This is a genomic window from Asanoa ishikariensis, from assembly GCF_900107455.1.
Classification (GTDB): domain Bacteria; phylum Actinomycetota; class Actinomycetes; order Mycobacteriales; family Micromonosporaceae; genus Asanoa; species Asanoa ishikariensis.
In genome coordinates, this window is record NZ_FNQB01000002.1 from 494,116 (window position 1) to 514,331 (window position 20,216).

Below are 20,216 nucleotides of genomic sequence, written 5' to 3' on the forward strand. Positions count from 1 at the left end.
GTCGGACGCGAAAAGACGGCGAGGGGGCTCTTCCCAGTGCGAGCAGCTACGCGGGACAACCGCGAGACTGGCCGGTTCCGGGCACTTTTGTCCGCACCGCAATGGCCGGCGAGCGACGTTACTCACGGCCTGATCCGGGGCAACCAACCTGCAACTGAGACTGTCGGGAGCGCGCGCCGCGTATCCTCGGCGGAACAGTTGAGGGGGGACGTGCGCTTGACGCAGCCGGAGAAGACCCGAATCGAGGAGCCCACCGACGAGCGGCGGGCCCGTTTCGAGCGGGACGCGCTGCCTTTTGTCGACCAGCTCTACGCCGCGGCCCTGCGGATGACCCGCAACCCGGCCGACGCCGAGGACCTGGTCCAGGAGACGTTCCTCAAGGCCTACGCCGCCTTCCACCAGTTCGAGGAAGGCACGAACCTCAAGGCGTGGCTCTACCGGATCCTCACCAACACCTACATCAACTCTTACCGCCGGCGGCAGCGCCAGCCCATCCAGTCACCGACCGAGGAGATCACCGACTGGCAGCTCGCCAGCGCGGAGTCGCACACCTCGAGCGGGCTGCGCTCGGCGGAGACCGAGGCGCTCGACCGGCTGCCGGACAGCGACGTGAAGAACGCGCTGCAGCAGTTGCCGGAGGAGTTCCGACTGGCCGTCTACCTGGCTGATGTCGAGGGTTTCTCGTACAAGGAGATCGCCGACATCATGAACACGCCGATCGGTACGGTCATGTCGCGACTTCACCGCGGTCGGCGGAACCTGCGCAACTTGCTGGAGCGCTACGCTGCGGATCGAGGTTTCACCCGCACTCCTTCGGGTGATGCCGCCGCTGCCCGCCAGGAGGTGTGAGGAACCGTGAGTTGCGGTAACCCCCACGAGACCGACTGCAGCGAAGTGCTCGAAGAGGTCTATCTCTACCTCGACCTCGAATGCGCCGACGAGCGCCGCGAGCTGATTCGCGAGCACCTCGACGAGTGCCACCCGTGCCTGCGCGAATACGGCATCGAGCAGGAGGTCAAGGCGCTGGTCGCCCGCTGCTGCGGCAACGAGACCGCACCGACCGAGCTCGTGGCCCGCCTGCGCGGCAAGCTCTCGGAGCTACGCACCGACGTATAAAAGCTCGTCGCCGGCCCTTCAGGGCCGGCGACGCTGGCTTTGTTAGCTGTTTGGGCGCTTGCCGTGGTTGGCGGCGCTCTTCTTACGTGCCTTCTTCTTGCGGCTCTTCTTCGCCATGTCGACCTCCGTCCCTCAAGTGACCCGACGATCGTAGTCGGCCCGCCAGGCGGGCACCGACGCCCGGCGCATGGTTGGATGCTGACGCGGCCCGGCGAGGTGCCGCGAGGTGCCGGCAGGGAGGACCACGCGATGGCTGACGAGATCCGCGCCGAGATGGTGGCGAACGTGTGGAAGGTCGTCGCGGCGACGGGCGACACCATCGCGGAGGGCGACACGCTGGTCATCCTCGAGTCGATGAAGATGGAGATCCCGGTCATCGCCGAGTCCGGCGGGACGCTGGCGCAGCTCGCCGTCAACGAGGGCGACGTCGTCCAGGAGGGCGACCTGATCGCCGTCATCGAATGACGCTGCTGATCCGCCCGGCGACGCCGGCCGACTTCCCGGCGGTCGCCCGGTTCACGGTCGACGCCTACCGCGAAGACGGCCAGCTCGCCGGTGACCACGGTTACGACAAGAAGCTGGCCGACGTGGAGACCCGCGCCGAGGCCGGCGTGCTGCTGGTCGCCGTCGACGAGTCCGGCCAGGTGCTCGGCTCGGTCACCTTCGTGCTGCCCGGCACCGAGTACGCGGAGCTGTCCGGCCCCGGTGAGGCCGAGTTCCGGATGCTCGCCGTCGACCCGGCCGCCCAGGGCCGCGGCGCGGGCGAGGCGCTGGTGCGGGCCTGCCTGGAGCGGGCGACGGCGCTCGGTTGCCAGGCCGTCGTGATCTGCGTGCGCAGCTTCTCCGAGCCGGCCAAGCGCCTCTACGCCCGGCTCGGCTTCGTCCGCGTGCCCGAGCGCGACTGGTCGCCCTTCCCGGGCGTCGACCTCGAGGCGCTCCGGCTGCCGCTCACGGGCTGATCCGCGGCCGCCACAGGTCCTCGGCCACGTCGAGCGCGACCCGCTTGCGCTCTTCGAGCGGGATGTCCTGCCTTATCGCGAACCAGCTCCCGTGCACCGCGAACAGGGCCAGCGCCGCGCGGAGCTGTTCGGCCGGGTCGTCGACGTCGTCGGCCATCAGGGAAGCCACCCGGAGCATCCGGTCACGCATGTCCATGCCGGAAGACATGGTCTTGGCGACCGTCTGGTTCTGTTCGTAGAACCGCATCACCGATGGGTGATTGCTCGCGAAGAACTCGTCCGCGTAGCGGGACAGCAGCTCCTGCCGCCGCTCCGGTTTCGGCGGCTGGGCCTCGCCCCACGCGATCAGCTCGTCGAGCCGGGCCAGCCGGTCCTCGCTGAAGCTGGAGACGATCTCTTCCTTGCTCTTGAAGTGGTAGTAGAGGGCGGCCTTGGTCACTCCGAGCCGCTCGGCGATCTCCCGGAGCGAGGTTTTCTCGTACCCGTTCTCCGTGAAGAGCTCGAGCGCGACGGCCTGGATCCGGCCTCGCGTGCTCTCGGCCACCCTTTGTCTCCCTAACTAGCTTGACGACCGGTCAGTTCGCAGCTTACCGTGCGGCTAGTAAGTTCAACTAGCCGGGCGGCAAGTAAGTCCCATCACGCTGGGGGGCGTACCCAATGACCACCGTCGCGCCACAAGCCATCGCGCCACAGAAGATCCGAGGCATTCTCGCAGGTCTGATGATCGCGATGATGCTCGCGATGCTCGACAACATGATCGTCAGCACGGCGTTGCCACGCATCGTCAGCGAGTTCGGGGGCATCGACCATTTCACCTGGGTCGTCACCGCCTACGTGCTCGGAACGACCGTCTTGACGCCGATCTGGGGCAAGCTCGGCGACCTCTACGGACGCAAATCCATTTTCCTGACGTCGATCATTATCTTCCTGATCGGCTCGGCGCTGTGCGGAATGGCCGGCTCCGCGATGCTCGGCGGCCCCGGCGACGGCATGCTCGAGCTCATCGCGTTCCGGGCCGTCCAGGGCCTCGGCGCCGGCGGCCTGATGGTCGGCGTCATGGCGATCATCGGCGACCTGGTGCCGCCCCGCGAGCGCGGCCGCTACCAGGGCATGATCGCCGGCATCATGGCGATCGCGATGGTCGCCGGCCCGCTGGTCGGCGGGTTCATCACCGACAACCTGTCGTGGCGCTGGGCGTTCTACGTCAACCTGCCCCTCGGCGGCCTGGCCCTGGTGGTCCTGGCCACCCGGATGCACCTGCCGCGCTACCGCACCGAGCACCGGATCGACTACCTCGGCGCCGCGCTGCTGTCCGTCGGCATCACCGCGCTCGTGCTGATCACCACCTGGGGCGGCAACGAGTACGACTGGGCCTCGCCGCAGATCCTCGGCCTCGGCGTGCTGACGCTGGCGTCGCTGGTGACGTTCGGCTTCGTCGAGCGCCGCGCGCCGGAGCCGATCCTGCCGCTGCACCTGTTCTTCAACCGCAACTTCGCCCTGATCTCCGGGGTCGGCTTCCTGCTCGGCTTCGCGATGTTCGGCGCGATGAACTTCCTGCCGCTGTTCCAGCAGACCGTGCAGGGCGCCTCGGCGACCAACAGCGGCCTGCTGCTGTTGCCGCTGATGTTCGGCATGCTGGTCGTCTCCGTGATCACCGGCCGGGTCATCACCAAGACCGGCCGCTACCGGATCTTCCCGATCCTCGGCGGCGTGGCCCTGCTCGGCGGCATGATCCTGCTGTCCACGATCAACGCCGCTACCACGAAAACGGTGCTCTCGCTCTACATGGTCGTGCTCGGCGTCGGCATGGGCTTCCTGATGCAGACCTCGATGCTGATCGCGCAGAACAGCGTCGAGCAGAAGGACCTCGGTGCGGGCAGCGGCGCCGCCACCTTCTTTCGCTCCATCGGCGGCTCGATCGGCATCGCCCTCTTCGGCGCGCTCTTCGTGCACCACCTGGCGAAGTCGCCGGCCGGCGCGGCCCTGGCGGGCGACGGCGGGGGCGCGGGCGTCAACCCGACCGCCCTCCAGAACCTGCCCGCCCAGATCCGCGACGGCGTGATGAGCGGCCTGGCCGACTCGATCGCGTACGTGTTCGTCTGGGCGGCGGTGATCGTGATCCTGGTGCCGGTCCTGGCCTGGTTCGTCAAGGAGATCCCGTTGCGCGGCTCCAGCGACCAGCCGGTGTCGGGCGACAAGAAGGAGACCCCGGCCGACGACGCCGAGGTGGCCCTGGCCAAGGCCGAGGCCATCGCCGACTGAGGAAGCTGTTCGGAACGCCCCCGGAGCGATCCGGGGGCGTTCTGTGTTCGGTGTGGGGTTGCTGATCGGAACGTTGCGATAAACAGGAGTTCCGTGCAGAATCGAGCAGGGATCGCGCAGGGGAGGCACACATGGGTACGCCGGGCGCAGGGATGGCCGCGGACATCGCCGAGCAGCCGGGGGTGTACGCCGGGCTGCTGGAGCCGGCACACGCCGGCCCCATCGCGGCCGTCGCGGCCGCGATCATCGAGCGGCGGCCGAGGCACGTCGTGTTCACCGCGCGCGGCACGTCCGACCACGCGGCGCTCTTCGGTGCGTACCTCGCCGAGATCCGGCTGGGGCTGCCCGCCGGGTTGGCCTCGCCGAGCGCGGTCACGGTCTTCGGCGCCCGCCCCGACCTGTCCGACGCGCTGGTCGTCGGGGTCAGCCAGAGCGGCGGCTCGCCCGACCTGACCGAGGTGGTCCGAGTGGCCCGGGAGACCGGCGCGCTCACCCTCGCGATCACCAACAACCCCGACTCGGCCCTGGCCGGCGCGGCCGAGTTGCACATCGACGTCGCGGCGGGGCACGAGCGGGCCGTCGCCGCCACCAAGACCTACACCGCCGAGCTGCTCGCCCTGCTGATGCTGGTCGAGGGCATCCGCGGCGGCACGGGGGCGGTGCCGGCCGACGAGCTGCGTGCCCTCGCCGCACTGCCCGCCCTGGCCGAGACGGCCCTGGCCGACCCGACGGCGCCCGACCTGGCGCCGCGCTACCGGTTCGCGGCCCGGCTGGTCACCACCGGCCGTGGCTACGCCTACCCGACCGCCCGCGAGGCCGCCCTCAAGCTGATGGAGACCTCCTACCTGCCGGCCCTGTCGTTCTCGGGCGCCGACCTGCTGCACGGCCCGCTCGCCCTGGCCGACCCCGACGTCCCGGTGCTGGCCGTGGTCGGCGCCGGCCCCGGCGGAGCCGCCATGCGCGAGGTGCTCACCCGCCTCGACGAGCGCCGCGCCGACGTCGTGACCGTCGGCCCGGCCGACGTGCCCGGCGCCACCGCCCGGCTCGCCGTGCCCGAGGTCGACGAGCGCTTCGCCCCGCTGCTCGACATCCTCCCGCTGCAACGCCTGGCCCTGGCCCTGGCGCTGGCCCGCGGCGAGGACCCCGACGCACCGCGCGGCCTGGCCAAGGTGACCAGCACGCTCTAGAGGTCGAGGGCGTGGCACGCTTTGAGACGTGTCCACCCTGCGTGATCTAGTCGAAGAGCACACCGCCCTGCGTCGGGGCGACATCGACCATCTGCACCGGATCGCCGGTGAGTGGCAGTTGCTCTCCGACCTGTCCTTCGCCGACCTGCTGCTCTGGGTGCCGGTCGACGACGAGGGCGGATTCCTCTGCGTCGCCCAGGTGCGCCCGACCACGGCGCCTACCGCCTACCAGGACGACCAGGTCGGCCGGATCGTCGGCGGTCCCGAGGTGGCCCACCTCGACATCGCCTACCGGGAGGGCCGGATCTGGCGTGAGGGCGACCCGGTCTGGTACGGCGATACCCCCGCCCGCCACGAGGCGATCCCGGTGCGACTGCGCTCCGCAGACGGGGAGGGCGGCGAGGTGATCGCGGTCGTCGGCCGGGACACCAACCTGTCCACCGCGCGCACCCCGAGCCAGCTCGAGCTCAACTACCTGACCACGGCCGACGACCTGGCCCAGATGACCTCCGACGGTACGTTCCCGCCGCGCCGGCACCCGGGTGAGACCACCTCGGCACCGCGGGTCGGCGACGGGCTGGTCCGGCTCGACGCCGGCGGCAAGGTGACCTACGCGAGCCCGAACGCGCAGTCCGCGTACCGCCGGATGGGTTTCGCCGCCCATCTGGTCGGTGAGGACCTGTCCGTGTTGATCAAGCGGTTGGCTGACGACCCGCTGGAGGGCACCGACGCCGCCAACCGGGTGCTGGCCTCGCTGCGCGGTGAGGCGCCGGCCCGCAAGGAGGTCGACGCCCGCGGCGCGACCGTGCTGCACCGGGCGTTGCCGCTGATGCCCGCGGGGGTGCCGATCGGTTCGCTGGTGCTGGTCCGCGACATCACCGAGGTACGCCGGCGGGACCGCGCGCTGATCACCAAGGACGCGACCATCCGGGAGATCCACCACCGGGTCAAGAACAACCTCCAGACGGTCGCGGCCCTGCTGCGCCTGCAGGCCCGCCGGGTCGGCATCCCGGCCGCCCGGGCCGCCTTGGAGGAGTCGGTGCGCCGGGTCGCGTCGATCGCGCTGGTGCACGAGACGCTGTCGATGTCCAGCGACGAGGCGGTCGAGTTCGACGGCATCGTCGACAAGGTCGCCGGCGCCGCCACCGAGGTGGCGAGCACCGAGGTGTCGGTACGCATGCGCCGCGAGGGCTCCTTCGGCGTGTTGCCCGCGGAGATCGCCACGTCGCTCGTGATGGTGCTCAACGAACTGCTGCTCAACGCGGCCGAGCACGGCTTCGACGGCGACGGCGACCGGGCGGGGGAGCCCGAGGTGGTGGTTGCCGTGCACCGGTTCCGCAAGCAGTTGCACGTCACGGTCGCCGACAACGGGCGCGGCCTGCCGCCGGACTTCGACGCCGACAAGGGTGGCCGGCTCGGTCTCCAGATCGTCAAGGCGCTGGCCACCGGGGAGCTGCGGGGGACGATCGAGCTGCGCAACCGGGCGGAGGGCGGCACCGAGGCGGTGCTGGTCGTCCCGCTCGGCAAGGGCCGCACTAGCGACGCGTGAGCAGGGCGACCGTCAGGCCGGGCTCGTGCCAGACCTGACGGGTCGCGTACGCCGCCCGCAGGGCCGTGCCCTTCTCACCGGGCACGGTCGCCAGCGGGTCGCGGCGGTCGCCGTCGGCCAGCAGCCAGAGCCGGTCGGCGCCGGCGCGGGCCAGGCAGGCGGCCGGGTCGGCGCACTCGGTCGGGCGCAGTTCGCCGCGGTCGACGGCGGTCCGGGCGACCAGCACGTCGCGCGGTGCCGCGCCGTCCAGCTCCCGCGCCACCGCGACGTCGAGCATCCGCCAGCCGGACCGCGGCTCGTAGACGATCCCGTCGCCGGGCCGGGCGTTGGCCTGGATCACCGCGACGGCCGCCGGGTAGTCGACCGGTGCGGCGCGCGGCCACTCGTGGGTGCGGCGCAGCCCTAGCTGGGCGGGCGCGCCCAGCGCGGCGATCACCAGGACCAGCGCGAGCGCGTAGGCCGGCGCGACCCGGCGCAGCGCGCCGGCGGCCAGCACGCAGAGCAGCGACACGGTGAAGAGCAGATAGCGAGGCACCCAGAACGGGGCCAACTGGGCGGCGGTGAACAGCAGCAGTGCGGGCAGCGCCACCGACAGGGCCAGCACCGTCGGCCAACGGCCCCCGGTCATCGCCCAGCCGAGCCCGGCCAGCAGCAGCAGGGCGCCGCCGACGGCTTGGGCCGACAGGACGCTGCCGGGCAGCCCGATCAGGTCGCCGGGTCCAGGGGTAGGCACCCAGCCGAGCTGCACGCCCTGCTGCCCGCGGCCGAGCCAGACCAGCGGCGCCAGCAGCAGGCCGACCGCGCCGAGGGAGGCGGCGAAGCCGATCACCGCCCGGCGGGCACCGAACACGGCCGCCGCGTGGCCGGCGACCAGCGACAACCCGACCAGGTTGCAGAGGCCGAGGCCCAGCAGGGCCGCCGCGTACCCGGCGAACCGCCAACCGGTCGGCCGGCGCACCGCCTCCACCAGCAGCAGCGTGGCCAGGACGGCGAACAGGGCCGCGAACGCGTATCCGCGTGCCTCCTGGCCGTAGCGCGACGTGCTCGGGACGACCGCGAACAGCAGGCCGGCGACCAGGCCGGTGCGGGGGCCGAACAGGCGGGTGCCGAGCACCGTGGTGAGCGCGGCGGCCCCGGCCATGGCCAAGAGCGAGGGCAGCCGCAGGGCCACCGCCGAGTCGCCGAAGATCCTGGTCCAGCCCTGCATGAAGAAGTAGTACGGTCCGGTGACCGCGTCGATGTTGGCGAGCATGCGCCACAGGTCGCCGGGTGAGCGCCCGGTCGCGCTCCAGGTCGCCAGCTCGTCGCGCCAGAGCGGGGCGCGGCCGAGCTGGATGCCGACGACGATCATGGTGAGGGCGGCCGGGACAACGGGCGCCCATGGCCCCGTCAGGAACCGGCGCGGACCCGCGGTCACCCCGGTCCGGTCGTGGTCGAGCTGCTGTGTCATTTGCCGGCTCCCCCGATGCGCCGCAAATGCCCCCATTCGCCCGATCAGCCTAACGTGAACCAGCCCACACCGGGGCCCGGCATCTGGGACTGCCCGAGGTAATCGGAGCGTGCTGTGGCAGCATGATGAGCGTGACTGCAACGGTCGAACAGCGCGTGGTGACCCTGGGCCTCACGGTCCGGCGCCATGTCGACTACGGCCGTGTCCGCAGCGCCATGTGTCCGGCTCACTGACGACGCCCGACTCACGTCCGGGCGCGTCCGCGCCGGGCTTTCTTGTGTCTTCTTTCCGAAGGCGGCTCGCGCGACGCGCCGCAGCTCAGACCTTCGGAGGAACGCCGCGATGGCGGTCAGCAGCACCCCAGCCCGTTCGCCTCGCCGCGCCCGGGGCGAAGGCCAATGGGCTCTCGGGCACCGCGAGCCGCTCAACGCCAACGAGCGCGCCAAGAAGGACGACAACCCGCTGAACGTGCGGGCGCGGATCGAGAACATCTACGCGCACGGCGGCTTCGCCTCGATCGACCCGGCCGACCTGCGGGGCCGGTTCCGCTGGTGGGGGCTCTACACCCAGCGCAAGGCCGGCATCGACGGTGGCCGCACCGCGGTGCTCGAGCCGCACGAGCTCGAAGACGAATACTTCATGCTCCGGGTCCGGGTCGACGGCGGCCAGCTCAGCCTCGAGCAGCTCCGGGTGATCGCCGACATCTCGCAGGAGTTCGGGCGCGACAGCGCCGACATCACCGACCGGCAGAACATCCAGCTCCACTGGATCCGGGTCGAGGACGTGCCGGAGATCTGGCGGCGGCTCGAGGCCGTCGGCCTCCAGACCACCGAGGCCTGCGGCGACTGCCCCCGGGTGGTGCTCGGCAGCCCGGTCGCCGGTGTCTCCGCCGACGAGGTGCTCGATGCCACGCCGGCCGTCGACGCGATCGTCGAGCGGTTCGTCGGCGACAGGGAGTTCTCCAACCTGCCGCGCAAGTTCAAGTCGTCGGTGTCCTGGCTCGCCGACATGCCGTACGAGATCAACGACATCTCGTTCATCGGCGTCGACCACCCCGACTACGGCCCCGGCTTCGACCTCTGGGTCGGCGGCGGCCTGTCCACCAACCCGATGCTGGCCAAGCGCCTCGGCGTGTGGGTGCCGCTCGACGAGGTGCCCGACGTCTGGGTCGGCGTGGTCTCCGTGTTCCGCGACTACGGCTACCGCCGGCTGCGGCACCGCGCCCGGCTCAAGTTCCTGGTCGCCGACTGGGGTGTCGAGAAGTTCCGCGAGGTGCTGGAGAAGGAATACCTCGGCCGGTCGCTTGTGGACGGTCCGGCCCCGGCGTTGCCGGACAAGCCGATCGACCACATCGGCGTGCACCGGCAGCGCGACGGGCGTTACTACGTCGGTGCCGCGCCGGTCGTCGGCCGCGTCTCCGGATCGCAGCTCAACCAACTCGCCGACGTCGCCCGGGCGCACGGCAGCGGGCGGGTCAGCCTTACCCCGTACCAGAAGCTGCTGGTCCTCGACGTTCCGGAAGAGCGCACCGAGGCCCTGGTGACCGCGCTGCGGGGGATCGGGCTGGAGGCGCGCCCGTCCACCTGGCGGCGGTCGACGATGGCCTGCACCGGCATCGAGTACTGCAAGCTCGCCATCGTCGAGACCAAGGCCCGTGGCCAGGAGCTGGTGGCCCGCCTCGAAGAGCGGCTCGGCGACATCGACGCCGACATCACCATCAACATCAACGGCTGCCCGAACGCCTGCGCCCGCACGCAGACCGCCGACATCGGCCTCAAAGGACAGTTGGTGATGGGCCCGGACGGCCGCCAGGTCGAAGGCTTCCAGGTGCACCTCGGCGGCGGCCTCGGCATGGCACAGGGCCAGGAGGGCGGCTTCGGCCGCAAGCTGCGCGGTCTCAAGACCACGGCCGACGAGCTTCCCGTGTACGTCGAGCGACTGGCCCGCCGTTACCTCGACGGCCGGACCGGCCCGGACGAGGCCTTCGCGCAGTGGGTCGTCCGAGCTGACGAGGACGCGCTGCGATGAGCACCGAGAGCCGCGCGGCGCCGAACTACTGCCCGTACTGCGCCGAAGAGGACCTGCGTCCCCGCGAGGAACCGCACGGCGCCTGGGAGTGCCGAGGCTGCCAGCGCGTGTTCTCGCTCAAGTTCGTCGGCCTGCGGGCCGAAGGAGTTTCTTCCAACCCCCGGACGGAAGAGGTGAGGTAACCCGATGAAGGCCGTGAACGCGGTGGATTTGGGACTGGTGTCGCTGGGTGGCGCTCCGCGCCCGGCATCGGGTCGGCGGTCCGCCGACGAGCTCAAGGCCCTGGCCGACGCGGCGGGCCGTGACCTGGAAGGCGCGCCGGCGCTGGAGATCGCCCGTTGGGCGTCCGAGACGTTCGGTTCGCGGTTCTGTGTGACCAGTTCGATGGCCGACGCCGTGGTCGCCCACCTGGTCTCCCGCGTGGCACCCGGTGTCGACGTGGTGTTCCTCGACACCGGCCTGCACTTCCCGGAGACCCTCAAGGTCCGCGACACCGTGGCGCGCACCATGCCGGTCAACGTGCGGTCGATCCGGCCCCGGATGACCGTGGGCCAGCAGGACGGCGAGCACGGTCCCCGGCTGTTCAACCGGGCACCCGACGAGTGCTGCTTCCTGCGCAAGGTCGAGCCGCTGGAGCGGGCGCTCGGTGACTACGACTCCTGGGCGACCGGGCTGCGCCGCGACGAGTCGCCGACACGGGCCAACACGCCGGTCGTGGCCTTCGACCCCAAGCGCGGCAAGGTGAAGGTGAACCCGATCGCCGCGTGGAACCAGACCGAGGTCGACAGCTATATCTCCCGGTGGAACGTGCCGGTCAACGAGCTTTTCAAGCAGGGCTACGGCTCGATCGGCTGCTGGCCGTGCACCCGGCGCACCAAGGCCGGCGAGGACCCGCGCGCCGGCCGCTGGGCGATGTTCGACAAGACCGAGTGTGGCCTGCACGCATGACACCTCGGCTCTGGCTCCCGTCCGCCGCCGGCCCGCTGGTGCTGGTGGCGCACGGCAGCCGTGACCCGCGGGCGGCCCGCGCCAACGAGGCGCTGGCCGCGGCGGTTCGCCGGCTCCACCCGCGTGGTCAGGTGCGGCTGTCGTTCCTCGACCACACCGGCCCGCGCCCGGCGGAGACGCTGCTGGCGCTGGAGGAGTCGGGCGAGCGGCGGGCCACCCTGGTGCCGCTGCTGCTGACCTCGGCCTACCACGGCCGGGTCGACATCCCGGCGGCGCTGATGGACGCCCGTGCGGCCGGGCTGCGGATGCCGGTCTCGGTCTCGGACGTGCTCGGGCCGGTCGGCGGGCAGACGTCGGCGCTGCTGTTGGCCGCGCTGCGCAGGCGGCTCGACGCGGCATCGGCCGCCGCGGGTGTCTGGTCCTCGGCGGGCCCGCTGGACGGCGTGGTGCTGGCCGCGGCCGGCACCCGGGACGCGACGGCGCGCGAGACGGTGTCCGCCGTGGCGGCCAGCTTGTCGACCGCGTTGGGCGGGGTGCCGTGCCAGGTCGCGTACGCGTCGGCGGCCGCACCCACCGGCGCCGAGGCGGTCGCCGCGCTGCGGGATGCCGGTGCCCGGCGCGTCGGTGTCGCGTCCTACTTCCTCGCCCCGGGCCTGCTGCACGAGGCCGTGGTGACGGCGGCCCGGTCCGCGGGTGCCGCGGTGGTCGCCGAGCCGCTGGGCGGCGCGCCGGAACTGGCCCGCCTGGTCCTGGCCCGCACCGCGACGGCGCGCGAGCCGGTCTGCGACCTGGTCAAAGCGGCCTGATACCGCCCACTTTGGAGTGAATGCCCCGCTGTGCGGGGTGGCGGTGGATAGTTTTTCGCGCTGTGACGCGACACATGTCCCGCCGGCCGGCGTCGTCGGGCTTCTGGGATTCGCTGCCCGGCGCGCTGACCATCATCGGCCTGCTGGCGCTGGTCAGCGTGTTCGTGCTGGTCCGCGAGCGGGGTGCGCACCGGATGGTCGCCTCGGTGGAGGCATGCGGGTTCGAGGGTGCGGTGGTGAAGGTCGCGCTGCGGGTGCGCAACGTCGGCCGCGAGGCGGGTCCGGCCCAGATCGAGTGGGCCTACCAGGACCTGGCGGGCAACCGGGTCGAGGCCGACCCGACGACTGTGGCCCACCTCTCGCCCGGCGAGTCCGTCCGCCATGAGGCGACCGCGCCGCTCGACATCCCGTCGGCGACGGTCACCTGCGAGGTCACCGCCGTCCGCTGACAAAGGTGAACGGGAGATGTCCTGGCGCCGAATTTCCGGTTCTTTGGTGGGCAAACGCAGGACGCCCCGGTTGCCCGGGGCGTCCTTGCGATTGTGGTGCTGTGATCAGGCGGAGTGAGCGCGCAGGACCCGCAGGCCGCCGCGGCGCTTGACCGCGCGCCGCTCTTCCTCGCTCATCCCACCCCATACGCCGGCGTCCTGACCGGACTCCAGTGCCCACTGCAGGCACTGGTCGGTCGCGGAGCACCGCCGGCAGACGGCCTTGGCCTGCTCGACCTGCAACAGAGCCGGACCAGACGTCCCGATCGGGAAGAACAGCTCCGGGTCTTCGTCGCGGCAGGCAGCTACGTGGCGCCAGTCCATGGCGGCAACACTCCTCGTTCTGCGATGGCAAACAATGCGGGTTTTCCTATATGCGCGCGCGTTGCACTCCGTGACGGTGAGCATCCGACACGTCGGCAGCACGTGGGCAGGCGATTAGCCTCTAGGAACGTCGCCGAAGGGTGCTCGCAATGTGCTCGCAGGCAACGTTCCCGTAACTCGTTTTCGCTTGTGAATACTTTCACGAACTGTCGCGATGTCAAGGGGGACGCCGCGAAAAAGTCTGAGCGGGTGAGCAAGCTCACGACCCCTTTGTCCGGTTTTCGAGCATGTGCCCTGCACCCGGATTTCGCCAGCCGCAATCAATGTAGTACGGTCCGCGCCACATTACTGGCATTTCCGGCACGTGTCACCCCTGCGGCTGCGAAAATCCGCGCCTGGACACCCCGTACCCACTCCTCAACAGATTACTCTCAGCGCTTGCGCCACGGAGGTAAATCTGACTTTTTCCCGCTCGCCGAGATAGTCACCGTCCAGTTGGAACGGTTCCGGACGGCGTGCGAGCAGGGTGAATTCGTGAACGTCATGGAGTTGAACGACTTGGCGGCCATGTGGATTCGTTCGCGGCGACAGGATTTGGGTGACTGTGCGTGTCGTGCTGGCCACCGCTAGCTGACGGACGCCCAGTACGTCAAGTCCGAGGTCGAACGACGCGTCCGGATTGGGGCTTACGGCCCGATCGCCGAGATAGGTCCACGGGGTCGTGTTCTGGATGATCACTGTTGCGAGTTCATCGACCGCCGTCTCCGCCGGACGTTCCAGTGAGATTGCCGGATGGCGTCGGTCAGTCGCGAGATATTCACCGAACGTCGACCGGAGATAAAGCGCCGTCGTCGATACGCGTCCGCGAGATCGGGCCCGTTCGACCCGCCGGATCACACCCGCGTCGAGACCGAACCCTGCACAGAAAGTGAAGTAGCGGTCGTCCGCCCGGCCGAGCCCGATGGTGCGGAAGCGGCCGGCGCGCAGACCCTCCAGGATCACGCCCGTGCCCTCTATCCAGTCCTTCGGAAGGCCGACGGCGCGCGCGAACACGTTCGTCGACCCGCCGGGCACCACCGCGAGCGCCGGCAGCCGCTCGGCCGGTGTGGTCCCGTCCATCGGCGGCAGGTAGGGAAGCGCGCCCATCAGACCGTTGACGGCCTCGTTGACCGTTCCGTCCCCACCGAGGGTGACCACGACGTCAACACCGTGCTGGGCGGCGTCGCGGACGAGTGTGACCGCGTGGCCGCGCCGCCGGGTGAACTCGACTCGCAGGTCGACAGCGCTACGCAGCGCGCGGATCAGGACATCGCGGCTGCGTTCGGATGTTGTGGTGGCCTTCGGGTTGACCACCAGCAAGGCCCGCATGTGGCGGACTGTACCCGCGAGCGGTCACCCTCTGTGCGCCTTCCAGACGCCCACAGGCTGTGTCGCTCGGCACGGCGGTATCGTGGCCGCGTGTCCGAGACCCCCGCCGAGCCCGCGCCGGCGACCCTGCGCGCCGCCGTGTGGCTGCTGTTCGCGGAAGCCGTCGGCATGGTCGGGCTCACCCTCTACCTGGCGTACGAGCTGCTGACCGCCGACGCGGTCGACCTCACCTCGGCGCTGCTGCTCACCTTGTTCGCCGCGTTCGGCGCGGTGGCGCTGTTCCTGCTCGGGCGCACGCTCGGCCAGGGCCGGGCCGGCGCGCGCGGCCCCGCGATCGTGTTGCAGCTCATGCTCTGTGCGGTCGGCTACTACGTGATCCAGGGCGGCACGGCGTGGGTGGGCGTCCTGCTGATCGCCCTCGGCCTGGCGGTGTGCGGCCTGATGCTGGCACCGGCCAGCACCCGCGCGCTCGGCGTCGGCTAACGCGTGTGATCTAGGACAAGCTTGCCGAAGACGCCGCCCTCGTGCAGGCGCTCGAAGGCGCGCTCGACCTCGGAGAAACCGATCACCTCGTCGACCACCGGGCGGATCGCCTTGTCGGCGCAGAAGGCGAGCAGCGCGGCGAGCTCGCCCGGCGTGCCCATCGAGCTGCCGAGGATCTCGAGCTGCATCGCATACACCCGGCGCAGGTCGAACTTCGGCAGGTGGCCGGAGGTGGCACCGGACACGACGATCCGGGCACCCGGCGCGCTGGCCTTCAGCGAGTGCTCGAACGTCGCCTCGCCCACCGTCTCGATGACCACGCCGACCCGCTCGGGCAGCCGGGCACCCGGCTCGAGCGCGGTCGCACCGAGGGCGCTGATCCGTTCGCGCTTCTTCGCGTCGCGACTCGTGACGTAGACCCGCTTGTCCATCGCGACCGCGATCAGCGCCGCGGCCGTGGCCACCCCGCCACCGGCGCCCTGGATGAGCACGGCGTCGGTCTCGTCGACGCGTCCCTTGGTGGTCAGCATCCGGTAGGCGGTCAGCCACGCGGTCGGCAGGCACGCCGCGTCTTCCCAGGACAGGTCGGCGGGCTTCGGAACCAGGTTCTCGACGGGTACGGCGACCCGCTCCGCCAGGGTGCCGGGGAAGTGCTCGGACAGGAGCGAGTAGCCACGCGGGTCGCTGGGCGTCGTCACCACCGGGTAGACGACGACCTCCTCGCCACCGGGAGCGACACCGGCGGCGTCGCAGCCGAGGATCATCGGCAGTTGCTGCTCACGCAGGCCGACCCCGCGCAGCGACCAGAGATCGTGGTGGTTGAGCGAACTGCTCCGCACCTCGACGGTGGTCCAGCCGTCCCGTTGCTCAGGCTCGGGTTGCTCGCCGACAACGAGCGCGGACAGCGGGTTGGCGTCATCGAACCGGGTGGCAAAGGCAGCACGCATGCCTAGGAATCTAGACGCTGAACCAGCGCCCCGCCCCTGTCGACCGTCGCCGAAGGACGCATGTCCGAGGGCTCCGAGCGGTTCGGGCACTGACAGCCGGTTGCGGGCCTGCGACGATCGTTCCCATGAGCGAGCGTGTGGATCCTCGACGCCAGTTGCTCGGCCTGATCAACGGGTTCCGGATCTCGCAGGCCCTGCACGTCGCAGCGGTGCTACGCCTGTCCGACCATCTCGCCGAGGGTCCGCGTACCGCAGCCGACCTTGCCGCGGTTACCGGTTGCGATCCGCGCTCCCTGCATCGGCTGCTGCGCGCCCTCGCCACGGCCGGCGTCTACCTGGAGGTACCCGGCGAGGGCTTCGCCTCCACCCCGCTCGGCGACGAGTTGCGGTCCGGCGCCGAGGGCCTCGGCGACTGGGCCGTGTTTGCCGGCGCCTCGTCGATGTGGCGCGCTTGGGGCGCGCTCGAGCACAGCGTCCGCACCGGTGAGAATGCCTTCGCGTCCGTGCACGGCCAGACCGTGTGGGAGCACCGCGCCCGCACCCCGGCCGACGGCGTCGCCTTCGACGCGGCCATGGCGGCCGTGTCCCGCCACGTCGCCGAGGCCGCCCTCGAGGCCTACGACTTCGCCGCGCTGCGCACCGTCGCAGACGTTGGCGGCGGCAACGGGGCCCTGCTCGCGACGGTGCTGCGGCGCCACCCCCACCTGCACGGCCAGCTACTCGACCAGCCACACGTCGTCGCGGCCGCCCCGGCCCTGCTGGCCGCCGCAGGCGTGGCTGACCGCTGCGAGATCCACCCCGGCGACCTCTTCGCGGAGGTCCCGCCAGGCGCTGATGCTTACGTGCTGAAGTCGATCCTGCACGACTGGCCGGACGAGGCCGCCCTGGCCATCGCCCGCACCTGCCGGCGCGCGATGCGGTCCGGCTCGGTGATGCTGGTGCTGGAGCGGGTGCTCACCGGGCCGCCCTATCCGCCCACGGACCTGCCGGCGGCCTTCTCGGACCTCAACATGCTCGTCGGGCCTGGTGGCCAGGAACGCACCCGCGACGAGTACGACACCCTGCTGCGCGCGGCCGGACTGCGGGTGACCCGCGTCTTACCCACCACGACAGACGTCTCCATCATCGAGGCGGTGCCGTCCACCGGCTGAGACACCGGCAGCAGGTCTTGCCAGCGCGGACCTGGCAGCGGAGCGAAGCGGAGCGGTCCCCGGCGGGAGCGACGGTCGCGCCCCAGGCGGACCCGGGACACCGTCTTTCGAAAATGGCCTGGGGCCGGTCGGAAGAGATCCTTCCGGCCGGCCCCAGGAAATGCTGACTTCGCTAGGCGCGGGCGACGCCGTCACGCCGCGCGGCTTCGGCGACCGCGGTGGCGACGGCCGGGGCCACGCGCGGGTCGAGCGGTGACGGGACGAACGCGTCCGCGTGGAGGTTGTCGGCCACCACGTTGGCGATGGCGTCCGCCGCGGCCACCTTCATGCCCTCGGTGATGCGGGTCGCGCGGGCCTCCAGTGCGCCCCGGAAGATGCCCGGGAAGGCCAGCACGTTGTTGATCTGGTTGGGGAAGTCGCTGCGGCCCGTGGCGACCAGGGCGGCGTGCCGGGACGCGATCTCCGGGTGCACCTCGGGGGTCGGGTTGGCCAGGGCGAACACGATCGCGCCCGAGGCCATCGTGGCCACCGCGGACTCCGGGATCTCGCCGCCCGAGACCCCGATCAGGACGTCGGCGCCGGCCAGTGCGTCGGCGATGCCGCCGGAGCGGCGGTGCGGGTTGGTCTGGGCGGCCAGTTCCGCCTTGGCCACCGCGGCCGGTGCGGACAGGTCGGCGCGGTCCGAGTGCAGGATGCCCTTGGAGTCGACGACCAGCACCTCGGCCGGGTTGACGCCGCCGGCGATCAGCATCTTGGTCACCGCGATGCCGGCCGCACCCGCGCCGCTGACCACCACGCGCAGGTCGGTGAGCTTGCGCTCGAGCAGGGTCGCCGCGTTGCGCAACGCGGCCAGTACGACGATCGCGGTGCCGTGCTGGTCGTCGTGGAACACCGGGATCGACAGCGCCTCGTCGAGCCGGCGCTCGATCTCGAAGCAGCGCGGTGCGCTGATGTCTTCGAGGTTGATGCCGCCGAACGACGGCGCGAGCGCCTTCACCGTCTCGATGATGGCTTCGACGTCCTGCGTGTCGAGGCAGATCGGCACCGCGTCGACGCCGCCGAACTGCTTGAAGAGCACCGCTTTGCCCTCCATCACCGGCATCGCTGCGCGCGGGCCGATGTTGCCGAGGCCGAGCACGGCGGAGCCGTCGGTCACCACGGCGACCGTGTGTGAAACCCAGGTGTAGTCGTCGACCAGGGCCGGATTGGCGGCGATCGCCTCGCAAACCCGGGCGACGCCGGGCGTGTACGCCAGCGACAGGTCCTCGCGGCTGGTCAGCGGGACGGTCGAGGTGACGGCCATCTTGCCGCCACGATGCAGTTGAAAAACGGGATCGTCTGTGGACTCTGCGTCCATTGCAGTACTCCAAATCGCGTCGAAAGGACAGCCGGCAGAGAGGTGCCGGCTGGACGCGAGGTCAGCGGTGACCGGCGAAGCACGCGGGGGTTGCCCGCTAACTGTCGAGCATAATCGTTGACCGCAGCCGGGAGGGCTTGGGCCAATACCGCAACAGCACGCGGCCTTGTACGTCGGCGACGCCGTAAGCCCGGGAGTCGTCGGTGACGAACTCGTTGTCGCCGCGCAGCCACCAGCCGCCGTCCTGTGCGCGCGTGGCGCGCTTCACGACGAGCAGGTCCGGCCGGGAGCGGAAGGTGGCGACGACGACGTCACCGGGACGGACCGGGCGGCCACCGCGCAACACCAACAGTGCGTCACCGTCACGCAAGGTGGGTGCCATCGACGGACCCCGCACCAGAACGGCGAAAAGTGACGCCACGAACGCACCTCCGCGACGTTTCGACACAGCACCGGGGGTAATGTCCTCAGCTGAGGATCATCGTAAGTCTTCCCTTGGAGGAGTCCTGATGCGACTTCCTAGTTTCCTTGCGCCGCGAACAGTCGTCAGCGCTCACTGCGATCTGCCTTGTGGCGTCTACGACCCGGCGCAGGCCCGGATCGAGGCCGAGTCGATCAAGGCGATCATGGAGAAGTACCAGGCCAACGAGGACCCGGTCTACCGCACGCGCGCCTTGATCATCAAGGAGCAGCGGTCGGAGCTCGTCAAGCACCACCTGTGGGTGCTCTGGACCGACTACTTCAAGCCGCCGCACTTCGAGAAGTACCCCCAGCTCCACCAGCTCTTCAACGAGGCGACCAAGCTCGCCGGTGGAGCTGGCACCAAGGAGTCGGTCGACCCCGCCACCGGCGACAAGCTGTTGGCGAAGATCGAGGAGATCTCCAAGATCTTCTGGGAGACCAAGAAGGCCTGAAGTTCGATGCCCCGGCCGGCGCCCCACGCGGGGTGCCGGCCGGCGTCGTCCGCACGACTCGCCGCGAGCCGGTAGAGTCCGCAACCGGTGAACCAGATGACGATGCAGCCAGATGCCCTCGACGACGACGTCGTGCTCCTCAGCGTGCCGGCCGACGGCGGATACCTTGGCGTGCTCCGCACGGCCACGGCCACCCTCGCCGCCCGGTTGCAGTTCGCCCTCGACGAGATCGAGGACCTACGGATCGCCGTCGACGAGGCCTGCGCGATGCTCCTGGTCGTCGCGACCCCGGGAGCCGAGTTGGAGTGCCGGTTCGCGGTGACCGACGACGCCCTGCTGGTCGAGGTGACGGTGCCGACGGCGCGCGGTGCGCGACTGCCGGCGGAGAGCTCGTTCGCGTGGAAGGTGCTGACAGCACTGACCAGCTCGGCAACCGCGGAGGCGGTTGACGGCCGCGCCACCATCCGCCTGATCACCCAACGCACCGGGCGATAAAGGCCGAGGGCCTTCTGGCCCGGGTCCGCCGGGGGCGCGACCGTCGCTCCCGCCGCGGACCGCTCGCTGCGCTTCGCCGCCAGGTCCGCCCGGGGTTTCCTTTCTGCGGTGCGCTGTCTGTTGCACAGCATGTGCTGTTGCCTGCGGGTGGTTGATACCTAGCGCTGCTTCGTCGGGAAGTAGCTGGCGAAGTGTTTCAGCGAGTCGGCCAGGTCGGCGCCCGAAGTGTGCGATCGGCGACGAAGGCGGCTATGTCGGCGCGGGTCCACCAGAGCCGGTAGAGGGCCAGGGCGGCGGGGGAGACCGGGCTCCCAGCGGCGGCGGTGTAGCGCGCCAGGAGTTCGTGGTCGGACCCCGTCAGCGGGTCAGAGGTGAGCATCCACA

At 70.7% G+C, this 20,216-nt stretch carries 25 protein-coding genes; 16 read left to right on the forward strand and 9 right to left on the reverse strand.

Annotated features, from left to right (window positions below; all coding sequences use genetic code 11):
* The first annotated feature begins 36 nt into the window (after positions 1 to 36).
* Positions 37 to 849 (forward strand): sigma-70 family RNA polymerase sigma factor, encoded by an 813-nt coding sequence (locus BLV39_RS16610; protein WP_275414255.1) that lies wholly within the window; start codon positions 37 to 39, stop codon positions 847 to 849.
* A gap of 6 nt (positions 850 to 855) precedes the next feature.
* A complete protein-coding gene (gene rsrA, locus BLV39_RS16615; protein ID WP_090792856.1) occupies positions 856 to 1,116 on the forward strand; it encodes a mycothiol system anti-sigma-R factor in 261 nt (86 codons plus the stop codon).
* A 42-nt stretch (positions 1,117 to 1,158) separates the two neighbouring features.
* On the opposite strand, the gene BLV39_RS45115 is transcribed toward rsrA, so the two are convergent.
* Positions 1,159 to 1,233 (reverse strand): 50S ribosomal protein bL37, encoded by a 75-nt coding sequence (locus BLV39_RS45115; RefSeq protein WP_369814844.1) that lies wholly within the window; start codon positions 1,231 to 1,233, stop codon positions 1,159 to 1,161.
* A 132-nt stretch (positions 1,234 to 1,365) separates the two neighbouring features.
* On the opposite strand from BLV39_RS45115, the gene BLV39_RS16620 reads away from it, so the two are divergent.
* Complete coding sequence (locus BLV39_RS16620; RefSeq protein WP_090797416.1) at positions 1,366 to 1,581, forward strand: biotin/lipoyl-binding carrier protein; 216 nt, start codon at positions 1,366 to 1,368, stop codon at positions 1,579 to 1,581.
* Positions 1,578 to 2,075, forward strand: coding sequence for a GNAT family N-acetyltransferase (locus BLV39_RS16625; protein ID WP_090792859.1), 498 nt, complete (start codon positions 1,578 to 1,580; stop codon positions 2,073 to 2,075). Before BLV39_RS16620 ends, BLV39_RS16625 begins: the two co-directional genes overlap by 4 nt.
* Here the strand turns inward: BLV39_RS16625 and BLV39_RS16630 are convergent.
* Positions 2,065 to 2,619, reverse strand: a complete 555-nt coding sequence (locus BLV39_RS16630; protein ID WP_090792863.1) for a TetR/AcrR family transcriptional regulator — start codon at positions 2,617 to 2,619, stop codon at positions 2,065 to 2,067. The genes BLV39_RS16625 and BLV39_RS16630 overlap by 11 nt on opposite strands.
* Before the next feature lie 113 nt (positions 2,620 to 2,732).
* Between BLV39_RS16630 and BLV39_RS16635 the strand changes: the two genes are divergently transcribed.
* The 3 genes from BLV39_RS16635 (at position 2,733) to BLV39_RS16645 (ending at position 7,073) form a co-directional block, all read left to right on the forward strand.
* The gene (locus BLV39_RS16635; RefSeq protein WP_090792866.1) at positions 2,733 to 4,337 is read left to right on the forward strand and encodes an MDR family MFS transporter; all 1,605 of its coding nucleotides are present in this window, start codon (positions 2,733 to 2,735) and stop codon (positions 4,335 to 4,337) included.
* A gap of 152 nt (positions 4,338 to 4,489) precedes the next feature.
* A complete protein-coding gene (locus BLV39_RS16640) occupies positions 4,490 to 5,524 on the forward strand; it encodes an SIS domain-containing protein (RefSeq protein ID WP_090792869.1) in 1,035 nt (344 codons plus the stop codon).
* Positions 5,525 to 5,552: 28 nt separating this feature from the next.
* Positions 5,553 to 7,073, forward strand: coding sequence for a sensor histidine kinase (locus BLV39_RS16645; protein ID WP_090792871.1), 1,521 nt, complete (start codon positions 5,553 to 5,555; stop codon positions 7,071 to 7,073).
* Here the strand turns inward: BLV39_RS16645 and BLV39_RS16650 are convergent.
* Complete coding sequence (locus tag BLV39_RS16650) at positions 7,060 to 8,424, reverse strand: glycosyltransferase family 39 protein (protein WP_373315277.1); 1,365 nt, start codon at positions 8,422 to 8,424, stop codon at positions 7,060 to 7,062. The genes BLV39_RS16645 and BLV39_RS16650 overlap by 14 nt on opposite strands.
* Before the next feature lie 441 nt (positions 8,425 to 8,865).
* Between BLV39_RS16650 and BLV39_RS16655 the strand changes: the two genes are divergently transcribed.
* The 5 genes from BLV39_RS16655 to BLV39_RS16675 all read left to right on the forward strand — a co-directional run bounded on the left by BLV39_RS16655 (position 8,866) and on the right by BLV39_RS16675 (position 12,754).
* Complete coding sequence (locus BLV39_RS16655) at positions 8,866 to 10,551, forward strand: nitrite/sulfite reductase (protein WP_090792876.1); 1,686 nt, start codon at positions 8,866 to 8,868, stop codon at positions 10,549 to 10,551.
* Positions 10,548 to 10,733 carry a hypothetical protein gene (locus BLV39_RS16660; protein ID WP_090792878.1) on the forward strand — a complete coding sequence of 62 codons (186 nt, stop codon included), beginning with the start codon at positions 10,548 to 10,550 and terminating at the stop codon, positions 10,731 to 10,733. The genes BLV39_RS16655 and BLV39_RS16660 overlap by 4 nt, the downstream gene beginning before the upstream one ends.
* A gap of 4 nt (positions 10,734 to 10,737) precedes the next feature.
* Complete coding sequence (locus BLV39_RS16665; protein WP_090792881.1) at positions 10,738 to 11,499, forward strand: phosphoadenylyl-sulfate reductase; 762 nt, start codon at positions 10,738 to 10,740, stop codon at positions 11,497 to 11,499.
* Positions 11,496 to 12,305, forward strand: coding sequence for a sirohydrochlorin chelatase (locus BLV39_RS16670; RefSeq protein WP_176984946.1), 810 nt, complete (start codon positions 11,496 to 11,498; stop codon positions 12,303 to 12,305). The genes BLV39_RS16665 and BLV39_RS16670 overlap by 4 nt, the downstream gene beginning before the upstream one ends.
* Positions 12,306 to 12,367: 62 nt before the next feature.
* The gene (locus BLV39_RS16675; RefSeq protein ID WP_143049786.1) at positions 12,368 to 12,754 is read left to right on the forward strand and encodes a hypothetical protein; all 387 of its coding nucleotides are present in this window, start codon (positions 12,368 to 12,370) and stop codon (positions 12,752 to 12,754) included.
* Between the two features lie 105 nt (positions 12,755 to 12,859).
* Here BLV39_RS16675 and BLV39_RS16680 read toward each other — a convergent pair whose 3' ends face one another.
* Both BLV39_RS16680 and BLV39_RS16685 read right to left on the reverse strand, forming a co-directional pair.
* Positions 12,860 to 13,117 carry a WhiB family transcriptional regulator gene (locus BLV39_RS16680; RefSeq protein WP_089246868.1) on the reverse strand — a complete coding sequence of 86 codons (258 nt, stop codon included), beginning with the start codon at positions 13,115 to 13,117 and terminating at the stop codon, positions 12,860 to 12,862.
* 417 nt (positions 13,118 to 13,534) lie between these two features.
* Complete coding sequence (locus BLV39_RS16685) at positions 13,535 to 14,485, reverse strand: diacylglycerol/lipid kinase family protein (protein ID WP_090792888.1); 951 nt, start codon at positions 14,483 to 14,485, stop codon at positions 13,535 to 13,537.
* 90 nt (positions 14,486 to 14,575) lie between these two features.
* Between BLV39_RS16685 and BLV39_RS16690 the strand changes: the two genes are divergently transcribed.
* On the forward strand, positions 14,576 to 14,968 hold the full coding sequence (locus tag BLV39_RS16690) for a hypothetical protein (RefSeq protein WP_090792891.1): 393 nt from the start codon (positions 14,576 to 14,578) through the stop codon (positions 14,966 to 14,968).
* On the opposite strand, the gene BLV39_RS16695 is transcribed toward BLV39_RS16690, so the two are convergent.
* A complete protein-coding gene (locus BLV39_RS16695; RefSeq protein ID WP_090792893.1) occupies positions 14,965 to 15,915 on the reverse strand; it encodes a zinc-binding dehydrogenase in 951 nt (316 codons plus the stop codon). The genes BLV39_RS16690 and BLV39_RS16695 overlap by 4 nt on opposite strands.
* Before the next feature lie 125 nt (positions 15,916 to 16,040).
* Here BLV39_RS16695 and BLV39_RS16700 point away from each other — a divergent pair, with 125 nt between their 5' ends.
* Positions 16,041 to 17,066 (forward strand): methyltransferase, encoded by a 1,026-nt coding sequence (locus BLV39_RS16700; protein WP_090792896.1) that lies wholly within the window; start codon positions 16,041 to 16,043, stop codon positions 17,064 to 17,066.
* A gap of 172 nt (positions 17,067 to 17,238) precedes the next feature.
* Here BLV39_RS16700 and BLV39_RS16705 read toward each other — a convergent pair whose 3' ends face one another.
* The gene (locus tag BLV39_RS16705) at positions 17,239 to 18,423 is read right to left on the reverse strand and encodes an NAD(P)-dependent malic enzyme (RefSeq protein ID WP_090792899.1); all 1,185 of its coding nucleotides are present in this window, start codon (positions 18,421 to 18,423) and stop codon (positions 17,239 to 17,241) included.
* A 97-nt stretch (positions 18,424 to 18,520) separates the two neighbouring features.
* Complete coding sequence (locus tag BLV39_RS16710) at positions 18,521 to 18,844, reverse strand: S24/S26 family peptidase (RefSeq protein WP_275414254.1); 324 nt, start codon at positions 18,842 to 18,844, stop codon at positions 18,521 to 18,523.
* Positions 18,845 to 18,932: 88 nt separating this feature from the next.
* Here BLV39_RS16710 and sodN point away from each other — a divergent pair, with 88 nt between their 5' ends.
* The gene (gene sodN, locus BLV39_RS16715; protein ID WP_089246858.1) at positions 18,933 to 19,337 is read left to right on the forward strand and encodes a superoxide dismutase, Ni; all 405 of its coding nucleotides are present in this window, start codon (positions 18,933 to 18,935) and stop codon (positions 19,335 to 19,337) included.
* Positions 19,338 to 19,433: 96 nt separating this feature from the next.
* On the forward strand, positions 19,434 to 19,832 hold the full coding sequence (locus BLV39_RS16720) for an ATP-binding protein (protein WP_090792903.1): 399 nt from the start codon (positions 19,434 to 19,436) through the stop codon (positions 19,830 to 19,832).
* A 196-nt stretch (positions 19,833 to 20,028) separates the two neighbouring features.
* On the opposite strand, the gene BLV39_RS16725 is transcribed toward BLV39_RS16720, so the two are convergent.
* A complete protein-coding gene (locus tag BLV39_RS16725) occupies positions 20,029 to 20,211 on the reverse strand; it encodes a hypothetical protein (RefSeq protein ID WP_090792905.1) in 183 nt (60 codons plus the stop codon).
* Positions 20,212 to 20,216: the final 5 nt, after the last annotated feature.